This is a genomic window from Prevotella melaninogenica, from assembly GCF_018128065.1.
Classification (GTDB): domain Bacteria; phylum Bacteroidota; class Bacteroidia; order Bacteroidales; family Bacteroidaceae; genus Prevotella.
In genome coordinates this window covers 847,381-868,790 of sequence record NZ_CP072359.1, presented here as the reverse complement: position 1 = coordinate 868,790, position 21,410 = coordinate 847,381, and the positions used below count along the sequence as shown (strand labels likewise).

The window sequence follows — 21,410 nt, the reverse complement described above, 5'->3', positions numbered from 1 at the left end:
CTTAACCAACTATTCAAGCCAACAGATGAAAACTATCAGCTGTTAAAGGAATTCAACGAAACACTTAAAGAAGTAGTAATTAAAAACTATCAACAAAGTAAAGAGTTGTATTACAACACAAAGAAAATGTTGGCAGATAGTGGAAGTAGCTTGCAGTTTGAGGGGGTAGAATGTAAAATCTTCTTAGGAAAAAACAAACAATACTCGAACAGTAATCCTTTCAAGGAAAAGATTCAGAAATGATTTGGGAGATTCTCAATGATGAAAGTTATAACGACATCTATTGCAAATATGGTTGCTGTATGAGCTTCGACGGATATCATAGAGAGGAAGATGACAAGGCTGAAATGGAACTCATGGGATTGCAAGATGCGGATGATTGTTGGAATGAAGGATTAGACAGAGAATGGAGTTACGACTTACACCTTCATCAGCATTTCCACAATCTATACAACCATACAAACTTCAGCATCTTCGATTTCATTTATGTTAGGGACTTCTACACAGAGTTTGAACTAAAATTTAATCAGAATACTTAAACAAGAATAAATGGAAACAAAAGAGTTATGCATAATCTCCGACTCAGACATCCCATCAGGTTCTGGTGGTATCAACGGAGAAGGCTATACATACGGACAATTACGTCATCAACCGATTATAACTGAGATTCTAAAACGTATCACCCACCCTATTGCACGACAAATGGCAGAGGAATGTAACGAACGTAACCATAAAGATGGATTTACAATGTATAAGGTAGATGAAGAATACTGCTTCGAAGGGCTACGAGTAGGTCCGAAAGTGAAAATCCCTTCTAAAGACGAATTATTAGCTCTGTTAGGTAATCAACCCATCAACGCTGCAACTATCCGTAACATCACATATACGCTCATACGCGAAGAATTAGCACGTTTATACGGAACATCTGTACAAGAAGCTGCAGACATCATAGGTAACCAACTTGATTGTGCCCCACACGAAGATATCTCTGGCTATATCTTCATGGTACCCAACTGGGCGCATAAATGGTTTCGTCACAATGGCTATGTATCAAAAATGCTAAAGTAGAAAGCTTAATCTACAAAAAAAACTCCCGATACATCAAGTACCGGGAGTTCTTTATTATAGAGATAAAATCTATTCGGATTATTCAGCCTTTGCCTCTTCAGCAACGTTCTCAACAGCCTCTGCTGGTGCATCAGCCTTCTTTGTAGAACGACGGCTACGACGAGTCTTCTTAGCTTCAGTCTTTGGAGCCTTAGCCATGTTCTCATCGAAGTCAACAAGCTCAATGAATGCAATCTGAGCAGCGTCACCCTGACGGGTACCGAGCTTGATAACACGTGTATAACCGCCTGGACGATCAGCTACCTTTACAGAGATCTCCTTGAAGAGCTCAGTAACAGCCTCTTTGTTCTGAAGATAACGGAATACAACACGACGTGAATTAGTTGTATCATTCTTAGAACGTGTGATCAGCGGCTCAACATACTTCTTAAGAGCCTTTGCCTTAGCAAGAGTCGTAGTGATTCTTTTGTGCTGATTCAGAATCAAAGCAACTGCCAAGTTTGAAAGCAACGCAGCGCGATGGTCAGCAGTACGACCCAAATGGTTGAATTTCTTATTATGTCTCATTTTGTTTTTAACTTGTTGTGGATAAACCCGTCAACTTGTCGTTTAAGCAACTCGTCAACTATTCTTTATCCAATTTATACTTTGTAATGTCGGTTCCAAACGACAGATTCAGACTCTCGAGCAAATCATCAAGCTCAGAAAGCGATTTCTTACCAAAGTTACGGAACTTCAAGAGATCCGTCTTGTTGTACTGAACGAGGTCGCCTAATGTCTCTACATCAGCTGCCTTCAAGCAGTTGAGTGCACGAACACTCAAGTTGAGACTTGCATCGGTCAACTTGGTCTTCAAGAGCTGGCGCATGTGCAGAACCTCCTCATCAAACTCCTGATTGCCCTCCTGATCTGGATTCTCGAGAGTAATCTTCTCATCAGAGAACAACATGAAGTGATAAATAAGAATCTTCGCAGCCTCTTTCAGTGCATCCTTTGGGTGGATGGAACCATCAGTCGTAACTTCAACAACCAATTTGTCATAGTCGGTCTTTTGCTCAACACGATATGGCTCAACGGCATATTTTACGTTACGAATTGGGGTGTAGATGGAATCGATTGGGAGTACGTTTACATCAGTGCAGTATTCACGATTTTCCTCAGCAGGAACGTAACCACGTCCCTTGTTGATGGTCAAATCAATCTGCATAGAAGCCTTGGAGTCTAAATGACAAATCACCAAATCAGGGTTTAACACTTCAAATCCAGTCAGATACTTACCGATATCACCTGCTTTGAATTCGGTGGAATTCTCTACGGTGATACTAACTTTCTCATTCTCGAATTCTTCTACTACTTGCTTGAATCGAACTTGTTTGAGATTCAAGATGATGTTGGTAACATCTTCCTTTACACCAGGAACTGAAGAGAATTCGTGCTCAACACCAGCTATACGGATAGTGTTGATTGCGAAGCCTTCCAGCGATGAAAGGAGGATGCGGCGAAGAGCGTTACCAATGGTAACACCAAAGCCAGGCTCAAGAGGACGGAATTCGAACTTGCCGAAATGGTCATTGGCCTCCAGCATCACTACTTTATCAGGTTTTTGAAATGCTAATATCGCCATTAATTTAATGAATTTTATTGTTTAGAGTACAACTCAACGATTAACTGCTCCTTAATATTCTCAGGGATGTCAGCACGGTCTGGACGATGAAGGAACTTACCGCACTTAGCGTTATCATCCCACTCAAGCCATGGGTACTTGCTGTGGTTAAAGCCTGCCAAAGCTGCCTCGATAACCTCAAGTGACTTAGCCTTCTCGCGAACACCAACAACGTCACCAGCCTTTACCTGATATGAAGCAATATTTACGACATTACCGTTAACAACAATGTGCTTGTGGCTAACGAGCTGACGAGCAGCTGCACGAGTAGGAGCGATACCGAGACGGAACACTACATTATCCAAACGACTCTCGAGGCTCTGAAGAAGAACCTCACCAGTAATACCCTCTGCCTTAGCAGCCTTGTCGAACAGATTACGGAACTGACGCTCCAAAACGCCATAAGTGTATTTAGCCTTCTGCTTCTCTGCAAGCTGAGCACCATACTCAGATACCTTGCGACGACGGTTGTTACCGTGCTGTCCTGGAGGGAAGTTTCTCTTAGCTAATACCTTATCTGCGCCGAAAATTGGCTCACCGAAACGGCGTGCGATTCGTGATTTTGGACCTATGTATCTTGCCATAATTTAATATGAATTCTTTTAATTGTTATAAGATGTGATTATACACGACGACGCTTTGGAGGACGGCAGCCGTTGTGTGGCAACGGAGTAACGTCAACGATTTCAGTTACCTGAATACCTGCTGCGTTCACCGCACGGATAGCGCTCTCACGACCGTTACCTGGACCCTTAACGAATGCCTTAACCTTACGAAGACCGAGATCGAAAGCTACCTTAGAGCAATCCTCTGCTGCCATCTGAGCAGCGTAGGGAGTGTTCTTCTTTGATCCACGGAATCCCATCTTACCAGCCGAAGACCAAGAGATAACCTGACCCTCGTTGTTAGCCAAAGATACAATGATGTTATTAAATGAGCTGTGCACGTGGAGCTGTCCAAGTGCGTCAACTCTTACATTTCTTTTCTTAGATGTTGCTGATTTCTTTGCCATAATTAATTTCCTCCTTAGAATTACTTAGTAGCCTTCTTCTTATTAGCAACAGTCTTCTTCTTTCCCTTACGGGTACGAGCATTGTTCTTAGTACTCTGACCGCGAACAGGAAGACCATTACGATGTCTAACACCACGATAGCAACCTATATCCATGAGGCGCTTGATGTTCATCTGGATCTCAGAACGGAGATCACCTTCAACTTTGAATTCAGCACCGATAATTTCACGGATCTTGGCTGCCTGGTCATCAGACCACTCGCTGACCTTCAGGTCACGGCTAATACCAGCCTTATCCAATATCTTTGCTGAACTACTTCGACCAATACCATAGATATAGGTCAATGCGATTTCGCCACGCTTATTCTGGGGCAAATCTACTCCAACAATTCTTATTGCCATTGTTTGATAATTAAATAAATAAATGTCATTTAGCGCTAAAAAGCATGCAAAGGTAAGCATAATTTACGAGAAACTTACCTCTTTACGCTTTTTTAACTTAACCCTGACGCATTTTGAACTTAGGGTTTTTCTTGTTGATAACGAACAGACGACCCTTGCGACGAACGATCTTACAGTCGGCTGTACGCTTCTTTAATGATGCTCTTGTCTTCATATCTCTATGTTGTTTATTTGTATCTGAAAACGATTCGACCCTTAGTCAGGTCGTATGGACTCATCTCAACCTTCACCTTATCACCAGGAAGAATCTTGATGTAGTGCATTCTCATCTTACCGGAAATATGAGCGGTGATATCAACACCATTCTCTAATTCCACTCGGAACATTGCATTTGAAAGTGCTTCGAGAATTGTTCCGTCCTGCTCTATTGCAGTTTGCTTTGCCATATACTAATTAAAAATTTTGTCTTTCTAAATGTTCAACTTCCTCAAAAGAAGATAAAATATCAGCCTTACCAGCTCTAATTGCAATTGTGTGCTCAAAGTGAGCTGCTGGGCGACGATCACGTGTCACAATACTCCAACGATCAGGTAATAATCCGATTTCTCGTTTGCCCATAGTAACCATTGGCTCTATAGCAATACACATTCCTGCCTTGAGTAACACTCCACTTCCCCGCTTACCATAATTGGGAACAGCTGGTTCCTCATGCATTTCACGTCCGATACCATGCCCTGTTAATTCACGAACAATACCATAACCTTGTGCTTGGCAATAATCCTGAATAACTTGACCAATATCACCTACGTGATGCCCAGCCTGTGCTACTTCAATACCCTTATAAAGGGATTCCTTCGTTGTACGAAGCAATTTCTTGACTTCTTCACTAACTTCTCCAACACAAAAAGTATAACAACTATCTCCGTTGAAACCGTTTAGCAAAGTCCCACAATCAATAGAAATGATATCACCATCCTTTAAAACAACATCCTCACTTGGTACACCATGTACTACGACATCATTTACAGACGCACAAATACTACCGGGGAAAGGAGGCCCATAAGAACTGGGGAAACCTTTGAATGTAGGTATAGCACCATTATCACGGATAAACTCTTCAGCTATTTTATCTAACTGGAGAGTCGTGACACCAGGCTTTACATGACGACCAACTTCTGCCAGTGTTTTACCGACCAGCAGGTTGGCCTCACGCATAAGTTCAATTTCATCTTCAGTCTTTAGAAATATACTCATTTCTTAAGATAAAGATTTAATAGGCTGCAACACCACCATTGCCACGTGTATGTCCTGAATTCAGAAGTCCATCATAGTGACGCATCATCAAGTGTGATTCTATCTGCTGGAGCGTATCAATAACAACACCAACAAGAATCAACAACGAAGTACCACCAAAGAACTGACCAAATGCATCAGCAACATTTAAATATCCTGCTAATGCAGGCATAATAGCAATAAAAGCGATAAACAAAGCTCCTGGTCCCGTAAGACGAGACATAACAGTATCAATGTAATCTGCAGTATCCTTTCCAGGTTTAACGCCAGGGATAAATCCGTTGTTACGCTTCATATCCTCAGCCATCTGAGTTGGATTAAGTGTAATCGCAGTATAAAAATAAGTAAACACTACGATAAGAAGCACATAAATACAGTTATACGCCAAACTCTTTGTGTTCATCAAAGACTGAAGTACTGAGTTTGTACTATCAGATGAATACTGAACAATTGCCAATGGAATAAACATCAAAGCTTGCGCAAAAATGATAGGCATTACGTTAGCTGCGAACAGTTTCAATGGAATATACTGACGAGCTCCACCATATTGTTTATTACCAACAACACGTTTAGCATACTGTACAGGAATCTTACGAGTTCCCTGAGTGAGAAGTATAGCCGCACATACAACAGCATAAAGGATAATAATCTCAATGATAAGCATCACAATACCACCACCGATAGCCTCTGAAACTCGATTACCAAATTCCAAAATAACCGCCTGTGGCAGACGAGCAATGATACCAATCATAATGATTAAAGAGATACCGTTTCCGACACCTTTATCCGTGATACGCTCACCAAGCCAAAGAATGAACATTGAACCTGCTGCAAGAATAATTGTAGCAGGAATCATAAATGTAGTCCAATCAATACCTGATGCCAAAGCACCAGCGGCCTGCATTTTTAAGTTCATCAGGTAAGACGGTGCCTGAAACAGTAGGATTACTACTGTCAGGACACGCGTATACCAGTTTATCTTCTTATGGCCACTCTCCCCTTCACGCTGCATCTTTTGAAAATAAGGAACAGCGACAGCAAGGAGCTGCATAACAATAGATGCTGAGATGTATGGCATGATTCCTAATGCGAAGATTGACGCATGAGAAAATGCACCACCGGAGAACATGTCCAAAAGTGACATAAGACCGCCCTTGGTCTGTGCCTGCAACTTTTCCAACAGGGCAGGATTGATGCCAGGAAGCACCACAAACGACCCAAAACGGTAAATAGCTGTGAACAGAATGGTAATGAGAAGTCGCTGACGCAAATCCTCAATTTTCCAACAGTTCTTCAGTGTCTCAATAAACTTTTTCATTAACTTAGATTATAGTTGTGTTACCACCAACTGCCTTAATAGCTTCTTCAGCAGTCTTAGAGAAAGCATTAGCTGAAACCTCCAACTTTGCCTTCAACTCACCATTACCAAGAACCTTAACAAGTTCCTTACCATTGGTAAGACCAGCAGCCTTAAGCTCCTCAACACCAATCTTAGTAAGGTTATTCTTCTCAGCAAGTGCCTGAAGAGTAGAAAGATTTACAGCAAAATATTCCTTGTGGTTGATGTTCTTGAATCCAGCCTTCGGTACACGACGCTGGAGAGGCATCTGACCACCCTCAAAGCCAATTTTCTTTTTATAACCAGAACGTGACTTTGCACCCTTGTGACCACGAGTAGAGGTTCCACCGAGTCCAGAACCTGGACCACGACCAATACGACGACGTGAATGTGTAGAGCCAACAGCTGGTTTCAAATTATTTAATTTCATAATTACTGTTTTCTTTAAAAGATTAATTAATCAATTACTGATACCAGGTGATGCACCTTACGGATCATACCTCGGCAGCTTGGAGTATCCTCTACTTCAACAACCTGAGAAATCTTACGAAGTCCCAAAGCCTGCAAAGTTTGTTTTTGGTCTTTAGGAGCACCAATACGGCTCTTAATCTGCTTAATCTTAATTGTTGCCATAATATAATACCTCCTAAATTAACCGTTAAATACTTTTTCCATACTGATACCACGCTCACCAGCCACTGTATATGCATCACGCATTTCAGCAAGGGCAGCAATAGTAGCCTTTACAAGGTTATGAGGGTTAGAAGAACCCTTTGACTTTGCAATCACGTCAGTAACACCTGCACTCTCAAGAACAGCACGCATAGCACCTCCGGCCTTCAAACCAGTACCGGCTGCAGCTGGCTTAAGGAGAACATGAGCACCGCTAAAGCGAGCCTCTGCCTCATGAGGAACAGTACCTTTCAAAACTGGAACCTTAACAAGGTTCTTCTTTGCTGAATCAGTACCTTTCTGGATAGCAGCCGTAACTTCGCCAGCCTTACCAAGACCCCAGCCAATAACGCCCTTACCGTCACCAACAACGACGATAGCTGCGAATGTGAAAGTACGACCACCCTTTGTAACCTTAGTTACACGGTTGATAGCAACCAAGCGGTCTTTCAGTTCTACATCACTATTTACTTTTACTCTATTCATTGCCATAATCGTTTAGAATTTAAGTCCTCCCTCACGTGCAGCATCAGCCAAAGCCTGTACACGTCCGTGATAGAGATAACCGTTACGGTCAAAAACAACCTGCTCTACACCAGCAGCCTTAGCATGCTCAGCAACGAGCGCACCTACCTTCTTAGCCTGATCAATCTTAGCCATTTTCTCAAGGCCAAGTGAAGAAGCTGAAGCGAGGGTTGTTCCGGTCAGATCGTTAATAACCTGTGCATAAATCTGCTTATTACTGCGGAAAACGCTCAAGCGTGGGCGTTCAGCAGTACCGTTCACACTCTTACGAATGCGGAACTTTATCTTAATTCTTCTTTGTTCTTTCTTTGTTGTCATAATCGTAATGATGTATTAAAGTTACTTAGCTGCAGCTGTCTTACCAGACTTTCTGCGAATAACCTCACCCTGGAACAGGACACCCTTACCCTTGTAAGGCTCAGGCTTACGGAAAGAACGAATCTTTGCACAGATGAGACCAAGCAGCTGCTTGTCAGCTGATTCAAGAGTGATGATTGGATTCTGGTTACGCTCACTCTTTGTCTCAACCTTAACTTCTGAAGGAAGCTGAATAAAGATTGGGTGAGTATAACCAAGAGAGAACTCTACCAAGTTACCCTGATTAGAAACACGATAACCTACACCTACGAGCTCCAGTGTTTTCTTATAACCTTCACTTACACCAACAACCATATTGTTAACGAGCGAACGATAAAGACCATGGAAAGCCTGCTTCTGCTTGTAGTTTACTGGGCTATTCTCATCAATTTCGAATGTTACCTGACCGTCCTCAATGATAGTCTTGATAGAAGAATCTACCTTCTGAGAGAGTTCACCTTTAGGACCTTTTACTGTAACAACACCATTGTTAAGAGCAACTGTAACGCCAGCTGGAACACTAATTGGCAATTTTCCTATTCTTGACATATTCAATCCTCCAATTAATAAACATAGCAAAGAACCTCACCACCAATTTTCTCGGCAGCAGCTTCCTTGTCTGTCATTACACCTTTAGACGTGGAAAGGATAGCAATTCCAAGTCCGTTAATTACTCTCGGCATGTCTTTGTAACCAGTATACTGGCGAAGACCTGGGGTAGAAACACGCTTCAATTTCTTGATAGCGCTCTGCTTTGTTACAGGATCGTACTTCAGTGCGACCTTGATTGAACCTTGGGGACCATCCTCGATGAACTTATAGTTCAAGATGTAACCCTTCTCGAAGAGGATCTTAGTAATAGACTTCTTCAAGTTAGACGCAGGAACCTCAACAACACGGTGATGAGCCATGATTGCGTTTCTGAGTCTTGTCAGATAATCTGCTATTGGATCTGTCATAAAATATAAATGTTTAATTAATCGGGACTACCCCGACAATATTAAAAAATCGCTTGAAAGCGGATAATGAACTGCAAAGGTACAAATTAAATTTCACAATTCACTATCCGCGTCGATATATTTGATTACCAGCTTGCCTTCTTCACACCTGGAATGAGTCCCTGAGATGCCATCTCACGGAACTGAATACGAGAGAGACCAAACTGACGAATGTAACCCTTTGGACGTCCTGTAATCTTGCAACGATTGTGCAAACGAATAGGATTAGCATTCTTTGGAATAGACTGCAACTTGCGAGCAGCCTCATAAGCCTCTTCAGGATCGTTTGAAGTAGCGATAATCTTTTTCAGAGCTGCGCGTTTCTCAGCATAGCGAGCAACAAGCTTCGCACGCTTTACTTCGCGAGCTTTCATTGATTCTTTTGCCATATCAATTAATCGTTTTTAGCATTCTTGAATGGAAGTCCGAAGCCCTTCAGCAAAGCATAACCCTCTTCATCAGTCTTAGCTGATGTAACGAAAGTGATGTTCATACCCTGGATGCGGTCAACCTGATCGATATTAATCTCTGGGAAGATGATCTGCTCGGTAATACCGAGAGTATAATTTCCACGACCATCGAACTTGCTCTCAATACCCTTGAAGTCACGAATACGTGGCAAAGATACGCGAACAAGTTTCTCGAGGAACTCATACATACGCTCACGACGCAGAGTTACCATAACGCCGATAGGCATCTTCTTACGCAACTTGAAGTTTGCAATATCCTTCTTAGAATAAGTTGCAACAGCCTTCTGACCTGTGATAGAAGAAATCTCGTTAACAGCAACTTCGATAAGTTTCTTATCCTGGGTTGCATCACCAAGACCCTGATTGATAACAATCTTCTTCAAAACAGGTACCTGCATAGCTGAAGAATAGTTGAACTGCTTCTGCAAAGCAGGAGCAATCTGCTCCTTGTACTGTTTCTTTAACTGAGCTGTATTCATTACTTAATTTCCTCCCCTGACTTTTTAGCGATACGCTTAACAGTTTTGCCTTCACGCTCAATCTTGATACGTGTAGCCTTACCGCTCTTCGGATCGATGAGACTTAAATTTGAGATATGAATTGCAGCCTCCTGCTTAATGATACCACCCTGAGGGTTAGCAGCAGAAGGTTTTGTGCTCTTTGAGACCATATTCAAACCCTCTACAATAGCACGCTCCTTATCTGCGATGACCTTAAGCACCTTTCCTGTCTTGCCCTTATCTGCACCAGCAAGAACAATGACCTGATCGCCTTTCTTTATATGGAATTTTGCCATTTTATTATTCTATTTAATAATTAAAGAACCTCAGGTGCCAAAGAAACGACCTTCATGTTCACCGCACGCAACTCACGAGCAACTGGGCCGAAGATACGGCTACCACGAATCTCGCCAGCATTGTTCAGCAATACACATGCGTTATCATCGAAGCGGATGTATGAACCATCAGCACGACGAATTTCCTTCTTTGTGCGAACGATCAAAGCCTTTGATACTGCACCCTTTTTCAATTCACTTGATGGGATGACGTTCTGTACAGCAACTACGATAACGTCACCAACACTTGCGTAACGACGGCGTGTACCACCGAGCACACGAATGCACTTCGCTTCACGAGCGCCGCTGTTATCACATACTGTAAGTTTTGATTCTGTCTGTATCATAATTACTTAGCTTTTTCTACAATTTGAACTAATCTCCATCTCTTTGTCTTAGAAAGAGGACGAGTCTCCATAATGAGTACTGTATCACCTACATTAGCCTCATTCTTCTCGTCATGAGCATGGTACTTCTTTGTCTTTTGGACAAACTTACCATAAATAGGGTGCTTCTCCTTGAACTTAGCTGCAATAACGATGGTTTTATCCATTTTGTTGCTGATAACGACACCCTGTCTTACTTTTCTTAAATTTCTTGTTTCCATCTGGACCATTGTTATTTATTAAGTTCTCTCTGAGAAAGTTCTGTTTTCATACGTGCAATGTCACGACGAGCGGCCTTAATCTGAGATGGATTCTCAAGCGGAGTAATATGATGATTCAGCTTCATCTTTGCGAGAGCTGCCTCAGCATTCTCTATTTTCTCAACCAAATCCTTGGTTTCGAGTTCTTTTACTTCTTTAATCTTCATCTTTCTTAAGCGTTTTTATCGAAATCACGTCTAACAATAAACTTTGTCTTAACAGGCAGCTTCTGTGCAGCGAGGCGAAGAGCCTCCTTTGCAATATCAAAGCTTACGCCCTCTACTTCAAAGAGAACACGACCTGGGGTAACTGGTGCAACCCATCCTGCTGGATCACCCTTACCCTTACCCATACGAACATCGGCAGGCTTACGTGTGATTGGCTTATCAGGGAAGATGCGAATCCAGACCTGGCCCTGACGGTTCATATAGCGGTTTACGGCTATACGAGCGGCCTCAATCTGACGGCTGTCGATCCACTTAGCCTCAAGTGTCTTGATGCCGAATGAGCCGAAAGCCAGCTGTGTACCTCTGTGGGCGTTGCCTTTATTGCCACGTCCGTCTTGAGGTCTTCTATATTTTACTCTTTTTGGCTGTAACATGATAGCTTCTTCTTTTAACGGTTATTGTTTCTTCTACGATTACCTCTTCCAGAACGGCCACCATTGTTAGAACGGCCATTGTTCTTCTCCTGAGTAAAGTTAGGTGTGAGGTCTACCTTGTTGTAAACTTCACCACGGCAAATCCATACCTTGATACCCAGCAGACCAACCTTTGTAAGGGCTTCTGTCTGACAATAATCGATGTCTGCACGGAATGTATGCAGAGGAGTACGACCCTCCTTAAACATTTCCTTACGAGCCATTTCGGCACCGTTCAGACGACCTGTAATTTGAACTTTGATACCCTCAGCACCAGCACGCATAGTGTTGGCAATTGCCATCTTGATAGCACGACGGTAAGCAATCTTACCTTCTACCTGGCGAGCGATATTGTTACCAACGATGTTGGCATCAAGTTCAGGTTTCTTAACCTCGAAGATATTAATCTGAACTTCCTTCTTGAAAAGGTTCTTCAACTCTTCTTTAAGCTTATCAACATCCTGACCACCTTTGCCGATAACGATACCCGGACGAGCGGTGCAAATAGTAATGGTGACGAGCTTCAATGTGCGCTCAATGACAATACGGGAAACGCTTGCTTTTTCCAAACGCTTGTTCAGGTAAGTACGAATCTTGCGATCCTCTACGAGATTATCCCCGAAGTTTTTGCCACCGAACCAATTTGACTCCCAACCGCGGATGATACCAAGACGGTTGCTAATTGGATTAACTTTCTGTCCCATTCTACTATTTATTTATCATCATTATTAGCGTCATCCTTTGAATTAACGAAGAGAGTGACGTGGTTAGAACGTTTGCGGATTCTGTAGCCACGGCCCTGTGGTGCAGGACGCATGCGCTTCATTGTAACGCCTTCATCAACGAAGATCTTAGAGATATAAAGTTCACCGTCTTCAGCCTTGCGGTCATTCTTTGTCTCCCAGTTGTTGATAGCTGAACGCAGAAGTTTCTCAACGTTCTGAGCAGCTGCTTTCTTGGAGAATCTTAGTACGCCAAGGGCACGATTGACCTCCATACCACGAACCATGTCTACAACATAGCGCATCTTGCGTGGAGAAGAAGGACAGTCCTTGAGCTTTGCAAAATACTGGCTTCTCAAAGCTTCTTTACGAGCTTCAGCCTTTATACGTTTTCTTGCTCCCATTATATTATTCTATTTTCTAAATGGATTACGACCTGCTTACCTCTTATTATTACCAGAGTGACCACCGAAACGGCGTGTAGGACTGAACTCTCCGAGCTTATGACCTACCATATTCTCAGTAATGTAAACAGGGATAAATTTATTTCCGTTATGAACTGCAACAGTGTGACCCACAAAATCAGGGGAAATCATTGATGCTCTGGCCCATGTCTTAATTACATTCTGCTTACCACTCTCATTCATAGCAAGAATCTTCTTCTCGAGTGATACGTTGATGTATGGACCTTTTTTTAATGAACGACTCATAATTTACTCTTAATTACTTTGATTACTTCTTGTTAGCTCTCTCAATAATGTACTTGTTTGAAAGCTTCTTAGGTGCACGAGTCTTGAGACCCTTAGCGTACAAGCCCTTGCGAGAACGTGGATGACCACCAGACTGGCGACCTTCACCACCACCCATTGGGTGATCAACAGGGTTCATAACAACACCACGGTTGTGAGGACGACGTCCCAACCAGCGAGAGCGACCAGCCTTACCAGACTGCTCAAGAGCATGGTCAGAATTACCTACACTACCAACAGTTGCCTTACAAGCTGACAAAATCTGGCGTGTTTCACCAGAAGGGAGCTTGATAACACAATAACTGCCTTCACGAGAAGTAAGCTGAGCAAAGTTACCAGCCGAACGAACGAGCAATGCACCCTGACCTGGACGTAACTCAATGTTGTGAATTACAGTACCAACAGGAATGTTAGCCAAAGGAAGTGCATTACCAACCTCAGGTGCTGCCTCAGCACCTGACATCAGTGTTGCACCAACTTGCAGTCCGTTAGGAGCAATAATGTAACGTTTTTCACCATCAGCATAGTATAACAGTGCAATGCGAGCTGATCTGTTAGGATCATATTCGATTGTCTTCACTACAGCTGGAACACCATCTTTCTCTCGCTTGAAGTCGATAAGACGATACTTCTTCTTATGACCACCGCCCATGTAGCGGACAGTCATCTTACCGGTGTTGTTTCGACCACCGGTAGAACGTTTACCGTAAACGAGAGACTTCTCTGGCACGGATGCAGTAATATCCTCGAACGTGCCAATAACCTTGTGTCTTTGTCCCGGTGTAACCGGGTTTAATTTACGTACTGCCATTTTTATTTAAATATTGCTATAAAAATCAATTGAATCGCCATTCTTCAATGTGACGATAGCCTTCTTGAATGCGTTCTTCTGTCCCTTCACGAGACCCGCCTTAGTATAACGTGCCTGACGCTTACCAGCGTAACGAATCGTATTCACATCTACTACTGTAACGTTGTACAAAGCCTCAACTTCTTTCTTAATCTCAAGTTTGTTGGCCTCAGGCTTAACAATAAAACCATACTTTGGCTGAGCCAAAATAGTTCTCTTCTCACCCTTGTGCTTTACAACCTTATCCTCAGAAGACTTTTCTGTCAACTTGGCCATCTTCTCAGTGACCACTGGTTTAATAATAAATCCCATAATTCTTCTTGTCTCCTAATTATTACTTGGTTAAGATTTCGTCAATAACCTTCAGAGAGTTCTCAGTAATAACTACTACATCAGCATTCAAAACTTTGTATGAATTTACCTGTGAAGCAGTCATAACCTCAGCCTTCTGTAGATTACGAACTGACAAATATACGTTTTTCTCTACTTCTGGCAAAACGAGAAGGACTTTCTTGCTATCAACTTTAAGATTTTTTGCAATGTTTACGAAATCTTTAGTCTTAGGAGCGTCAAGATTGAAATCTTCAACGACTACGATAGCATTATCCTGTGCCTTATAAGCCAATGCAGACTTACGAGCAAGCACCTTAACCTTCTTATTCAGCTTGAAGCTGTAATCACGTGGTTTTGGACCGAAAACACGACCACCACCTACGAGGACTGGCGAATTGATATCACCACGACGAGCACCGCCGCCGCCCTTCTGACGACCCAACTTACGAGTAGAACCAGCGTGCTCACTTCTTTCCTTTGACTTAGCTGTACCCTGACGCTGATCAGCGAGATACTGCTTAACTGCGAGATAGAGGACGTGATCGTTTGGCTCAATACCGAAGATATTCTCGTTAAGAGTTACCTTACGGCCGGTCTCCTGACCTTTGATATCTAATACGTTAATATCCATTACTTCTTAATTATTACGGTTGAACCATTACATCCAGCAACACTACCCTTAACAAGGATAAGATTGTGCTCTGGAATAACCTTTAACACCTGAAGATTCTGAGTTGTTACTCTGTCGCCTCCCATCTGGCCGCCCATGCGCATGCCCTTGAAAACTTTAGCTGGGTAAGAACAAGCACCGATAGAACCCGGCTTACGAGCGCGGTCGTCCTGACCGTGAGTAGACTGACCTACACCACCAAATCCGTGACGCTTAACAACACCCTGGAAACCTTTACCCTTAGATGTACCTACAACGTCTACAAACTTAGTATCGTTGAACAATTCAACAGTAATAGTGTCACCGAGGTTATACTCCTCGTCAAACTTGAACTCGGCCAAGTGCTTCTTTGGTGTTGTGCCGGCTTTCTTAAAGTGTCCCTGCTGTGGCTTTGAAGTTCTCTTCTCCTTAGCCTCGCCGAAACCTAACTGAACAGCCTTGTAACCATCCTTTTCAACAGTTTTAACCTGGGTTACAACACAAGGACCAGCTTCGATAACAGTGCACGGTACATTCTTACCGTCGGCACTGAAAACGGATGTCATTCCGATTTTCTTTCCTAATAATCCTGGCATTTCAATTAATGATTTTAAAATGAATGTAAATGCTTTTTGTATTAATTTCTTTCTTATTTGTCAACAGCTGACTACACCTTGATTTCAACCTCTACACCTGAAGGCAACTCAAGCTTCATCAATGCGTCAACAGTCTTTGCTGTAGAGCTATAAATATCGATGAGACGCTTGAAATCTGAGAGCTGAAACTGCTCACGTGACTTCTTATTAACGAATGTAGAGCGGTTTACAGTGTAAATACGCTTGTGTGTTGGCAATGGAATAGGACCGCTAACGATAGCGCCAGTAGCCTTAACAGCCTTCACAATCTTCTCTGCTGACTTGTCAACCAACTGGTGGTCGTAAGACTTCAGCTTAATACGAATCTTCTGACTCATGTTTAATTTTTAATTATTATTGAATATACATAAAGGGTGCTCTCTCATAAGAGTCATTCGCTATGAGAGAGCAGAACCTTCTTTTATTTACTTAACGAGGTCTGAATTACCCTTCAACTCATCAAGAATCTCCTTAGCGAGAGAACTTGATACTGGTGAGTGGTGATCATACTCCATAGAAGAAGTAGCACGACCAGAAGTAATTGTACGAAGAGCTGTTACATAACCAAACATCTCTGCCAATGGAACCATAGCCTTAACGATACGAGCACCGCTACGAGCCTCATCCATACCCTGTACAAGACCACGACGCTTGTTCAAGTCACCGATAACATCACCCATGTTCTCCTCTGGAGTAACAACCTCTACCTTCATGATAGGCTCCATAAGAACAGGACCTGCCTTAGGACAAAGAACCTTAAACGCCTGATGAGCTACGAGCTCAAATGACAACTGGTCAGAGTCAACTGGGTGGAAAGAACCATCAGTCAAAGTAACCTTAAGACCTGTCATTGGGAAGCCACCGAGTACACCGTTGCCAAGACAATCCTTGAAGCCCTTCTCTACTGCTGGGATGAACTCCTTAGGCACGTTACCACCCTTAACAACGTTAATAAACTGCAAGTCGCCCTCCTCGTAATCCTCGTCCTTAGGCTCGATAGTTACGTCAATACAAGCGAACTTACCACGACCACCAGACTGCTTCTTATAAGTCTCACGGCTCTGAGCTGCCTTGGTAATAGCCTCCTTGTAGTTAACCTGTGGCTTACCCTGGTTACACTCAACCTTGAACTCGCGCTTCAGACGGTCGATAATAATATCAAGGTGAAGCTCACCCATACCAGAGATAATGGTCTGACCACTCTGCTCATCGGTACGAACGGTGAAAGTTGGGTCTTCCTCAGCGAGCTTAGCAAGACCATTATCAAGCTTAGCAACGTCAGCCTGGCTCTTTGGCTCAACTGCGATAGAAATCACAGTATCAGGGAAAGTGATAGACTCGAGGATAATTGGAGCTTTCTCATCACAGAGCGTATCACCAGTACGAATATCCTTGAAACCTACACCAGCACCAATATCACCTGCATCGATTGACTCCATAGGGATTTCCTTATTAGAGTTCATCTGGAACAGACGGCTAATACGCTCCTTCTTACCAGAACGTGTATTGAATACGTAAGAACCAGCAACAACCTTACCTGAGTAGACACGGAAGAATACCAAACGTCCCATGAATGGGTCAGTAGCAATCTTAAATGCCAAAGCAGCTGTAGGCTCATTCTCACTTGGCTTACGCTCCTCTTCCTCATCAGTCTCTGGGTTTGTACCAACGATAGCTGGTGTATCCAATGGAGAAGGCAAGAAAGCACAAACATAGTCGAGAAGTGGTTGTACACCCTTGTTCTTATATGAAGAACCGAGAAGCATTGGACAGCACTCCATAGAGATACAACCCTTACGAATTGCAGCAATCAGCTTGTCCTCAGGAATATCCTGACCTTCAAGGTACATCTCCATCAACTCATCGTCGTAGTTTGCTGCACCCTCAAGGAGCTTCTCACGCCACTCAGCAGCCTCATCAGCGAGGTCAGCTGGGATCTCCTCAACATCATATTGAGCACCCATTGTCTCATCGTGCCACAAGATAGCCTTCATCTTGATAAGGTCAACAACACCCTTGAAGTTCTCCTCTGCACCAATTGGAATCTGAATAGCAATAGGGTTAGCACCAAGGATGTCCTTCATCTGCTGTACAGTCTCGTAGAAGTCAGCACCAGAACGGTCCATCTTGTTTACATAACCAATACGTGGAACGTTGTACTTGTCAGCCTGACGCCAAACAGTCTCTGACTGTGGCTGTACACCATCAGCAGCAGAATAAGTAGCAACAGCACCATCAAGAACACGGAGTGAACGCTCTACCTCAGCAGTAAAGTCAACGTGTCCCGGAGTATCAATCAAGTTAATCTTATAAGACTTTCCAAGGTAGTTCCAGTTACATGTTGTAGCAGCAGATGTAATTGTGATACCACGCTCCTGCTCCTGTGCCATCCAGTCCATAGTAGCAGCACCATCATGTACCTCACCAATCTTATGAGTCTTACCTGTATAAAAAAGAATACGTTCAGATGTGGTCGTCTTACCGGCATCGATGTGTGCCATAATACCGATATTACGAGTCAAATGTAAATCGTGATTTGCCATTTCCTTTTACCTTATTATAATAACTTGATTAGAATCTGAAGTGAGCAAATGCACGGTTAGCCTCAGCCATGCGGTGCATATCTTCCTTACGCTTGTAAGCACCACCTTGGTTATTGAAAGCGTCCATAATCTCAGAAGCAAGCTTATCAGCCATGCTCTTACCACCACGCTTACGTGCAAAGGCAATCATATTCTTCATTGAAACACTCTCCTTACGATCAGGGCGAATCTCTGTTGGTACCTGGAATGTAGCACCACCAATACGGCGGCTCTTAACCTCTACCTGTGGAGTGATGTTATCGAGAGCCTGCTTCCACACCTCAAGTGGAGACTTCTCTTCATCCTTCAACTTACCGCCTACAATATCAAGGGCTGCGTAGAAGATTTCGTATGAGGTATTCTTCTTACCATCATACATCAAGTGATTTACGAACTTTGACACCTTCTGATCATTGAACTTTGGATCTGGAAGGATTACACGCTTCTTTGGTTTTGCTTTTCTCATTTTTAATTTTAAACTTTAATTCTGCGGAGGCTGTCGTCTTTCGTTCTTCAACACCCTCTCTTGGGCATTTACTCAACCTTTGTGATTACAAATCTCCAGCAAAACTGTTTGTTTTTAGTTTCTTCTTTTAAAGTGCCTTGGAGCATCGACCATCACCGGCCGTTGCACCTCGGCTTTATGGATTGAAGTTTCTTTTGCTGCCTTTAGGCAACGCAGATATTACTTCTTAGCTGCCTTTGGACGCTTAGCACCGTACTTAGAACGACGCTGTGTGCGATTGGCAACACCTGCGGTATCAAGAGTACCACGAACGATGTGATAACGTACACCAGGAAGGTCCTTAACACGACCACCACGAACGAGAACAATACTGTGCTCCTGCAAGTTGTGACCCTCTCCTGGGATGTAAGAGTTTACTTCCTTCTGGTTGGTCAAACGAACACGGGCAACCTTACGCATTGCCGAATTAGGCTTCTTAGGAGTTGTAGTGTAAACACGAACACAAACGCCACGACGCTGTGGACAATTGTCCAAAGCCGGAGACTTGCTCTTGTCTACGATGTCCTTTCTGCCTTTTCTTACTAATTGTGAAATAGTAGGCATAATTTTACTTTTTATTGTTATATATTTATTTTATTTATTTTCAATCCATTACAAACACAAGTGATATGCACTAAAAACGATGTAATTCACTCTGTCGTTTCGGGTTGCAAAGGTACAAATATTCCCTTAAATGACCTAATAATAAGAAAAAGAATAATCTACCAAACGCTATTCATTAACAATAAATAACTTTTTACATATTGTTTAACACTGACACTAACCACATTTGCACGCTATTGAGTCCAAAATAAGACCTCTTTATCTATACAAAATCAATTATCCATCTTATCCGAACAGGACTATTTCTATTCATGTCTTTTAATATAGAAAGAACGGTCTTATATATATAATTTTACCAAAACAAAGTATTTATACATTATATTAGTAACAAGTGAGGTCTAAATTGGGCAGGAACTCTACCGTTAGTTACCAATTCGTTGATAACCTCTTTGAGTTTATCCATTAGGAGCCCACGTTTCTTGCATCGTTTGAGGTCTTTCTCAAACTGGTATGTTGTCAAGAGTTTATATGCCATCAAATGCCTAATTTGGAAAACAGCTCATCTGCACTGACATACTCATTGACACGACCTTGTTCCTTGTCATTAAGTGCCTGTTCATAAGCGGTGTACTCAGTTGTAGTTTTATGTACCGTCCACCCCATACGCTTTACGAGCGACTTTAATAACAATGTATCAGCCTTGGGTATTTCCAAGAAGAATGTGCTTGTTGTGGTATTATTTGTATTCATTACTTGTCCTCCTATATTTTTTTATATTGCAAATATAGTCTTTTTTTGAGAGATGCAAGAGAATAAAATAAAAAGTGAGAGAATATCGCTGCTCATCTTACTTTTAACACTCAAAAGCTTGGATATCTCGCTTAAATTGTCTAATTTTTCATCCATAACAGTTATTCTTTAATTTATTGATAATCAATGTAATAAAGCACCACAAAGTTACCAATAATTATTGAGAAACTGTTATTTTAAGCCAACTTTTTGAGGGTGGGAAACTTTAGTCATTTACTATTGCACTGCCCGATTCAGTCCCTTCCCATAGACACACGTGCCTTAGGTACTATGACATCTGCTGACTTCTCACGACAAGTTTTGCTTCATGAATTACGTTAAGGAAATGAATCGTCATGTCCGTGAGACCTCCTCGGATAAGGGCATTGTCTTTCCATCTTATACCTACTTCATTTTTTCGCTTCGCTCAAGGAAACTCCACCAACCGTTCCGAATAGCTATGGGACTTTGATTTGTTTAGCAATCTCATCCACGGTCATATGCCTTATATGAAGTTTCTGTCCGTTAGGTCAGATGTTTGCCGCCGACTTCATTCAGATTTCACCTCACGATGAACACCCTTGTCGTTGGCTATGTAATTCTCGCTATTAGGGCTTACTCGGGACTTACACCCGTTAGACAATGCTCATGCCGAGCGTACAAAAAAACGCGGAACGTATAGATAACCTATCGTTCCGCGTAATTTATTATTATATAGCTATGGGTTAATCTTCCCAAACGCTATGTTTTGGCCACTCATTAGCTGTTTCTTCGTCAAACATGTTGTTTTCCTTTGCTCCAATCTCATCACCTGAATTGTAGTCTCCACCTACACCAGGACTGGCAATCAGCATGAGGTGTTCGTTCTTCATGCGAGCAGCCTCTGTTACTGGGATAATATATTTCTTTTTTCCATAATTCCTTTGTTGTTATTTAACAATTACCTTGCGACCGTTCTGGATAAAGATGCCACGCTGTGGTGTCGTTACACGCTGACCATTGAGGTTATAGTAAACATTATCAGCTGGCTTCTCTGCATCAACAGACATGATACCTGTTGTTGATGAGTCTTCGTCAGAGAATGAGAACATAACTTTTGCTCCTGCAGGTACG

The 21,410-nt window shown here is 42.5% G+C and carries 39 protein-coding genes; 2 read left to right on the top strand and 37 right to left on the bottom strand.

The genetic code is table 11. The annotated features are described in order from the left end of the window. The first annotated feature begins 239 nt into the window (after positions 1–239). Both J5A56_RS03595 and J5A56_RS03590 read left to right on the top strand, forming a co-directional pair. A complete protein-coding gene (locus J5A56_RS03595) occupies positions 240–539 on the top strand; it encodes a hypothetical protein (protein WP_021671831.1) in 300 nt (99 codons plus the stop codon). Between the two features lie 10 nt (positions 540–549). Further along, positions 550–1,068: a hypothetical protein gene (locus J5A56_RS03590; RefSeq protein ID WP_021671830.1), complete on the top strand. Its 519-nt coding sequence runs from the start codon at positions 550–552 to the stop codon at positions 1,066–1,068. A 78-nt stretch (positions 1,069–1,146) separates the two neighbouring features. Here the strand turns inward: J5A56_RS03590 and rplQ are convergent, their stop codons facing one another. From rplQ to J5A56_RS13830, 37 genes are all read right to left on the bottom strand, one after another. Continuing rightward, positions 1,147–1,635 (bottom strand): 50S ribosomal protein L17, encoded by a 489-nt coding sequence (rplQ, locus tag J5A56_RS03585; RefSeq protein WP_021671829.1) that lies wholly within the window; start codon positions 1,633–1,635, stop codon positions 1,147–1,149. A 58-nt stretch (positions 1,636–1,693) separates the two neighbouring features. Further along, positions 1,694–2,692 (bottom strand): DNA-directed RNA polymerase subunit alpha, encoded by a 999-nt coding sequence (locus tag J5A56_RS03580; RefSeq protein ID WP_004361631.1) that lies wholly within the window; start codon positions 2,690–2,692, stop codon positions 1,694–1,696. Between the two features lie 14 nt (positions 2,693–2,706). Beyond that, on the bottom strand, positions 2,707–3,315 hold the full coding sequence (gene rpsD / locus J5A56_RS03575) for a 30S ribosomal protein S4 (RefSeq protein WP_004361630.1): 609 nt from the start codon (positions 3,313–3,315) through the stop codon (positions 2,707–2,709). A 38-nt stretch (positions 3,316–3,353) separates the two neighbouring features. Continuing rightward, entirely contained in the window at positions 3,354–3,743 is a 390-nt protein-coding gene (rpsK, locus tag J5A56_RS03570) for a 30S ribosomal protein S11 (protein WP_004383890.1), read from the bottom strand. A gap of 20 nt (positions 3,744–3,763) precedes the next feature. Beyond that, positions 3,764–4,144, bottom strand: a complete 381-nt coding sequence (rpsM, locus tag J5A56_RS03565; RefSeq protein WP_004361628.1) for a 30S ribosomal protein S13 — start codon at positions 4,142–4,144, stop codon at positions 3,764–3,766. Positions 4,145–4,241: 97 nt separating this feature from the next. After that, positions 4,242–4,358: a 50S ribosomal protein L36 gene (gene rpmJ / locus J5A56_RS03560; protein WP_004352823.1), complete on the bottom strand. Its 117-nt coding sequence runs from the start codon at positions 4,356–4,358 to the stop codon at positions 4,242–4,244. A gap of 13 nt (positions 4,359–4,371) precedes the next feature. Beyond that, a complete protein-coding gene (gene infA, locus J5A56_RS03555; protein ID WP_004352768.1) occupies positions 4,372–4,590 on the bottom strand; it encodes a translation initiation factor IF-1 in 219 nt (72 codons plus the stop codon). A gap of 7 nt (positions 4,591–4,597) precedes the next feature. Further along, a complete protein-coding gene (gene map, locus J5A56_RS03550) occupies positions 4,598–5,398 on the bottom strand; it encodes a type I methionyl aminopeptidase (RefSeq protein WP_021671828.1) in 801 nt (266 codons plus the stop codon). Between the two features lie 16 nt (positions 5,399–5,414). Then, positions 5,415–6,755 (bottom strand): preprotein translocase subunit SecY, encoded by a 1,341-nt coding sequence (secY, locus tag J5A56_RS03545; protein ID WP_021671827.1) that lies wholly within the window; start codon positions 6,753–6,755, stop codon positions 5,415–5,417. 4 nt (positions 6,756–6,759) lie between these two features. Then, positions 6,760–7,206, bottom strand: coding sequence for a 50S ribosomal protein L15 (gene rplO / locus J5A56_RS03540; RefSeq protein ID WP_004361624.1), 447 nt, complete (start codon positions 7,204–7,206; stop codon positions 6,760–6,762). Positions 7,207–7,232: 26 nt separating this feature from the next. Continuing rightward, positions 7,233–7,409 (bottom strand): 50S ribosomal protein L30, encoded by a 177-nt coding sequence (gene rpmD, locus J5A56_RS03535; RefSeq protein ID WP_021671826.1) that lies wholly within the window; start codon positions 7,407–7,409, stop codon positions 7,233–7,235. An 18-nt stretch (positions 7,410–7,427) separates the two neighbouring features. Further along, positions 7,428–7,940, bottom strand: a complete 513-nt coding sequence (rpsE, locus tag J5A56_RS03530) for a 30S ribosomal protein S5 (protein WP_021671825.1) — start codon at positions 7,938–7,940, stop codon at positions 7,428–7,430. Between the two features lie 6 nt (positions 7,941–7,946). Continuing rightward, positions 7,947–8,291 (bottom strand): 50S ribosomal protein L18, encoded by a 345-nt coding sequence (gene rplR / locus J5A56_RS03525; protein WP_004352769.1) that lies wholly within the window; start codon positions 8,289–8,291, stop codon positions 7,947–7,949. A gap of 21 nt (positions 8,292–8,312) precedes the next feature. Continuing rightward, a complete protein-coding gene (rplF, locus tag J5A56_RS03520; protein WP_009012402.1) occupies positions 8,313–8,879 on the bottom strand; it encodes a 50S ribosomal protein L6 in 567 nt (188 codons plus the stop codon). 14 nt (positions 8,880–8,893) lie between these two features. Further along, positions 8,894–9,289: a 30S ribosomal protein S8 gene (gene rpsH / locus J5A56_RS03515; RefSeq protein WP_004361620.1), complete on the bottom strand. Its 396-nt coding sequence runs from the start codon at positions 9,287–9,289 to the stop codon at positions 8,894–8,896. A gap of 125 nt (positions 9,290–9,414) precedes the next feature. Further along, positions 9,415–9,717, bottom strand: coding sequence for a 30S ribosomal protein S14 (gene rpsN / locus J5A56_RS03510; protein WP_004361619.1), 303 nt, complete (start codon positions 9,715–9,717; stop codon positions 9,415–9,417). A gap of 5 nt (positions 9,718–9,722) precedes the next feature. Then, positions 9,723–10,277, bottom strand: a complete 555-nt coding sequence (gene rplE / locus J5A56_RS03505; protein ID WP_004361618.1) for a 50S ribosomal protein L5 — start codon at positions 10,275–10,277, stop codon at positions 9,723–9,725. After that, positions 10,277–10,594, bottom strand: a complete 318-nt coding sequence (rplX, locus tag J5A56_RS03500) for a 50S ribosomal protein L24 (RefSeq protein WP_021671824.1) — start codon at positions 10,592–10,594, stop codon at positions 10,277–10,279. The genes rplE and rplX overlap by 1 nt, the downstream gene beginning before the upstream one ends. Before the next feature lie 20 nt (positions 10,595–10,614). Continuing rightward, positions 10,615–10,980: a 50S ribosomal protein L14 gene (gene rplN / locus J5A56_RS03495; RefSeq protein ID WP_004361616.1), complete on the bottom strand. Its 366-nt coding sequence runs from the start codon at positions 10,978–10,980 to the stop codon at positions 10,615–10,617. 2 nt (positions 10,981–10,982) lie between these two features. Continuing rightward, positions 10,983–11,249, bottom strand: a complete 267-nt coding sequence (gene rpsQ, locus J5A56_RS03490) for a 30S ribosomal protein S17 (RefSeq protein WP_004361615.1) — start codon at positions 11,247–11,249, stop codon at positions 10,983–10,985. A gap of 2 nt (positions 11,250–11,251) precedes the next feature. After that, entirely contained in the window at positions 11,252–11,446 is a 195-nt protein-coding gene (rpmC, locus tag J5A56_RS03485; protein WP_021671823.1) for a 50S ribosomal protein L29, read from the bottom strand. 5 nt (positions 11,447–11,451) lie between these two features. After that, positions 11,452–11,880 (bottom strand): 50S ribosomal protein L16, encoded by a 429-nt coding sequence (gene rplP / locus J5A56_RS03480; protein WP_004361613.1) that lies wholly within the window; start codon positions 11,878–11,880, stop codon positions 11,452–11,454. Positions 11,881–11,894: 14 nt separating this feature from the next. Then, a complete protein-coding gene (gene rpsC, locus J5A56_RS03475; protein WP_021671822.1) occupies positions 11,895–12,623 on the bottom strand; it encodes a 30S ribosomal protein S3 in 729 nt (242 codons plus the stop codon). An 8-nt stretch (positions 12,624–12,631) separates the two neighbouring features. Then, positions 12,632–13,045 carry a 50S ribosomal protein L22 gene (gene rplV / locus J5A56_RS03470; protein WP_021671821.1) on the bottom strand — a complete coding sequence of 138 codons (414 nt, stop codon included), beginning with the start codon at positions 13,043–13,045 and terminating at the stop codon, positions 12,632–12,634. Positions 13,046–13,081: 36 nt separating this feature from the next. Continuing rightward, entirely contained in the window at positions 13,082–13,351 is a 270-nt protein-coding gene (gene rpsS / locus J5A56_RS03465; protein ID WP_021671820.1) for a 30S ribosomal protein S19, read from the bottom strand. Positions 13,352–13,373: 22 nt separating this feature from the next. Then, on the bottom strand, positions 13,374–14,201 hold the full coding sequence (rplB, locus tag J5A56_RS03460) for a 50S ribosomal protein L2 (RefSeq protein WP_004361610.1): 828 nt from the start codon (positions 14,199–14,201) through the stop codon (positions 13,374–13,376). A gap of 6 nt (positions 14,202–14,207) precedes the next feature. Next, entirely contained in the window at positions 14,208–14,552 is a 345-nt protein-coding gene (gene rplW / locus J5A56_RS03455) for a 50S ribosomal protein L23 (RefSeq protein ID WP_021671819.1), read from the bottom strand. Between the two features lie 22 nt (positions 14,553–14,574). Then, the gene (rplD, locus tag J5A56_RS03450; protein WP_021671818.1) at positions 14,575–15,204 is read right to left on the bottom strand and encodes a 50S ribosomal protein L4; all 630 of its coding nucleotides are present in this window, start codon (positions 15,202–15,204) and stop codon (positions 14,575–14,577) included. Then, entirely contained in the window at positions 15,204–15,818 is a 615-nt protein-coding gene (gene rplC / locus J5A56_RS03445; protein WP_021671817.1) for a 50S ribosomal protein L3, read from the bottom strand. Before rplC ends, rplD begins: the two co-directional genes overlap by 1 nt. A gap of 71 nt (positions 15,819–15,889) precedes the next feature. Then, a complete protein-coding gene (rpsJ, locus tag J5A56_RS03440; protein ID WP_004352787.1) occupies positions 15,890–16,195 on the bottom strand; it encodes a 30S ribosomal protein S10 in 306 nt (101 codons plus the stop codon). A gap of 87 nt (positions 16,196–16,282) precedes the next feature. Continuing rightward, positions 16,283–18,400: an elongation factor G gene (gene fusA / locus J5A56_RS03435; protein ID WP_021671816.1), complete on the bottom strand. Its 2,118-nt coding sequence runs from the start codon at positions 18,398–18,400 to the stop codon at positions 16,283–16,285. Positions 18,401–18,428: 28 nt separating this feature from the next. Then, positions 18,429–18,905, bottom strand: coding sequence for a 30S ribosomal protein S7 (gene rpsG, locus J5A56_RS03430; RefSeq protein WP_021671815.1), 477 nt, complete (start codon positions 18,903–18,905; stop codon positions 18,429–18,431). A 219-nt stretch (positions 18,906–19,124) separates the two neighbouring features. Then, positions 19,125–19,508 carry a 30S ribosomal protein S12 gene (gene rpsL, locus J5A56_RS03425; RefSeq protein WP_004335835.1) on the bottom strand — a complete coding sequence of 128 codons (384 nt, stop codon included), beginning with the start codon at positions 19,506–19,508 and terminating at the stop codon, positions 19,125–19,127. 376 nt (positions 19,509–19,884) lie between these two features. After that, positions 19,885–20,043 (bottom strand): type II toxin-antitoxin system YafQ family toxin, encoded by a 159-nt coding sequence (locus J5A56_RS03420; RefSeq protein WP_021671814.1) that lies wholly within the window; start codon positions 20,041–20,043, stop codon positions 19,885–19,887. Then, entirely contained in the window at positions 20,043–20,258 is a 216-nt protein-coding gene (locus tag J5A56_RS03415; RefSeq protein ID WP_021671813.1) for a hypothetical protein, read from the bottom strand. The genes J5A56_RS03420 and J5A56_RS03415 overlap by 1 nt, the downstream gene beginning before the upstream one ends. A gap of 764 nt (positions 20,259–21,022) precedes the next feature. Beyond that, entirely contained in the window at positions 21,023–21,169 is a 147-nt protein-coding gene (locus J5A56_RS03410) for a hypothetical protein (protein ID WP_211815439.1), read from the bottom strand. Positions 21,170–21,226: 57 nt separating this feature from the next. Next, positions 21,227–21,388: a hypothetical protein gene (locus J5A56_RS13830; RefSeq protein ID WP_349251572.1), complete on the bottom strand. Its 162-nt coding sequence runs from the start codon at positions 21,386–21,388 to the stop codon at positions 21,227–21,229. Positions 21,389–21,410 lie beyond the last annotated feature (22 nt).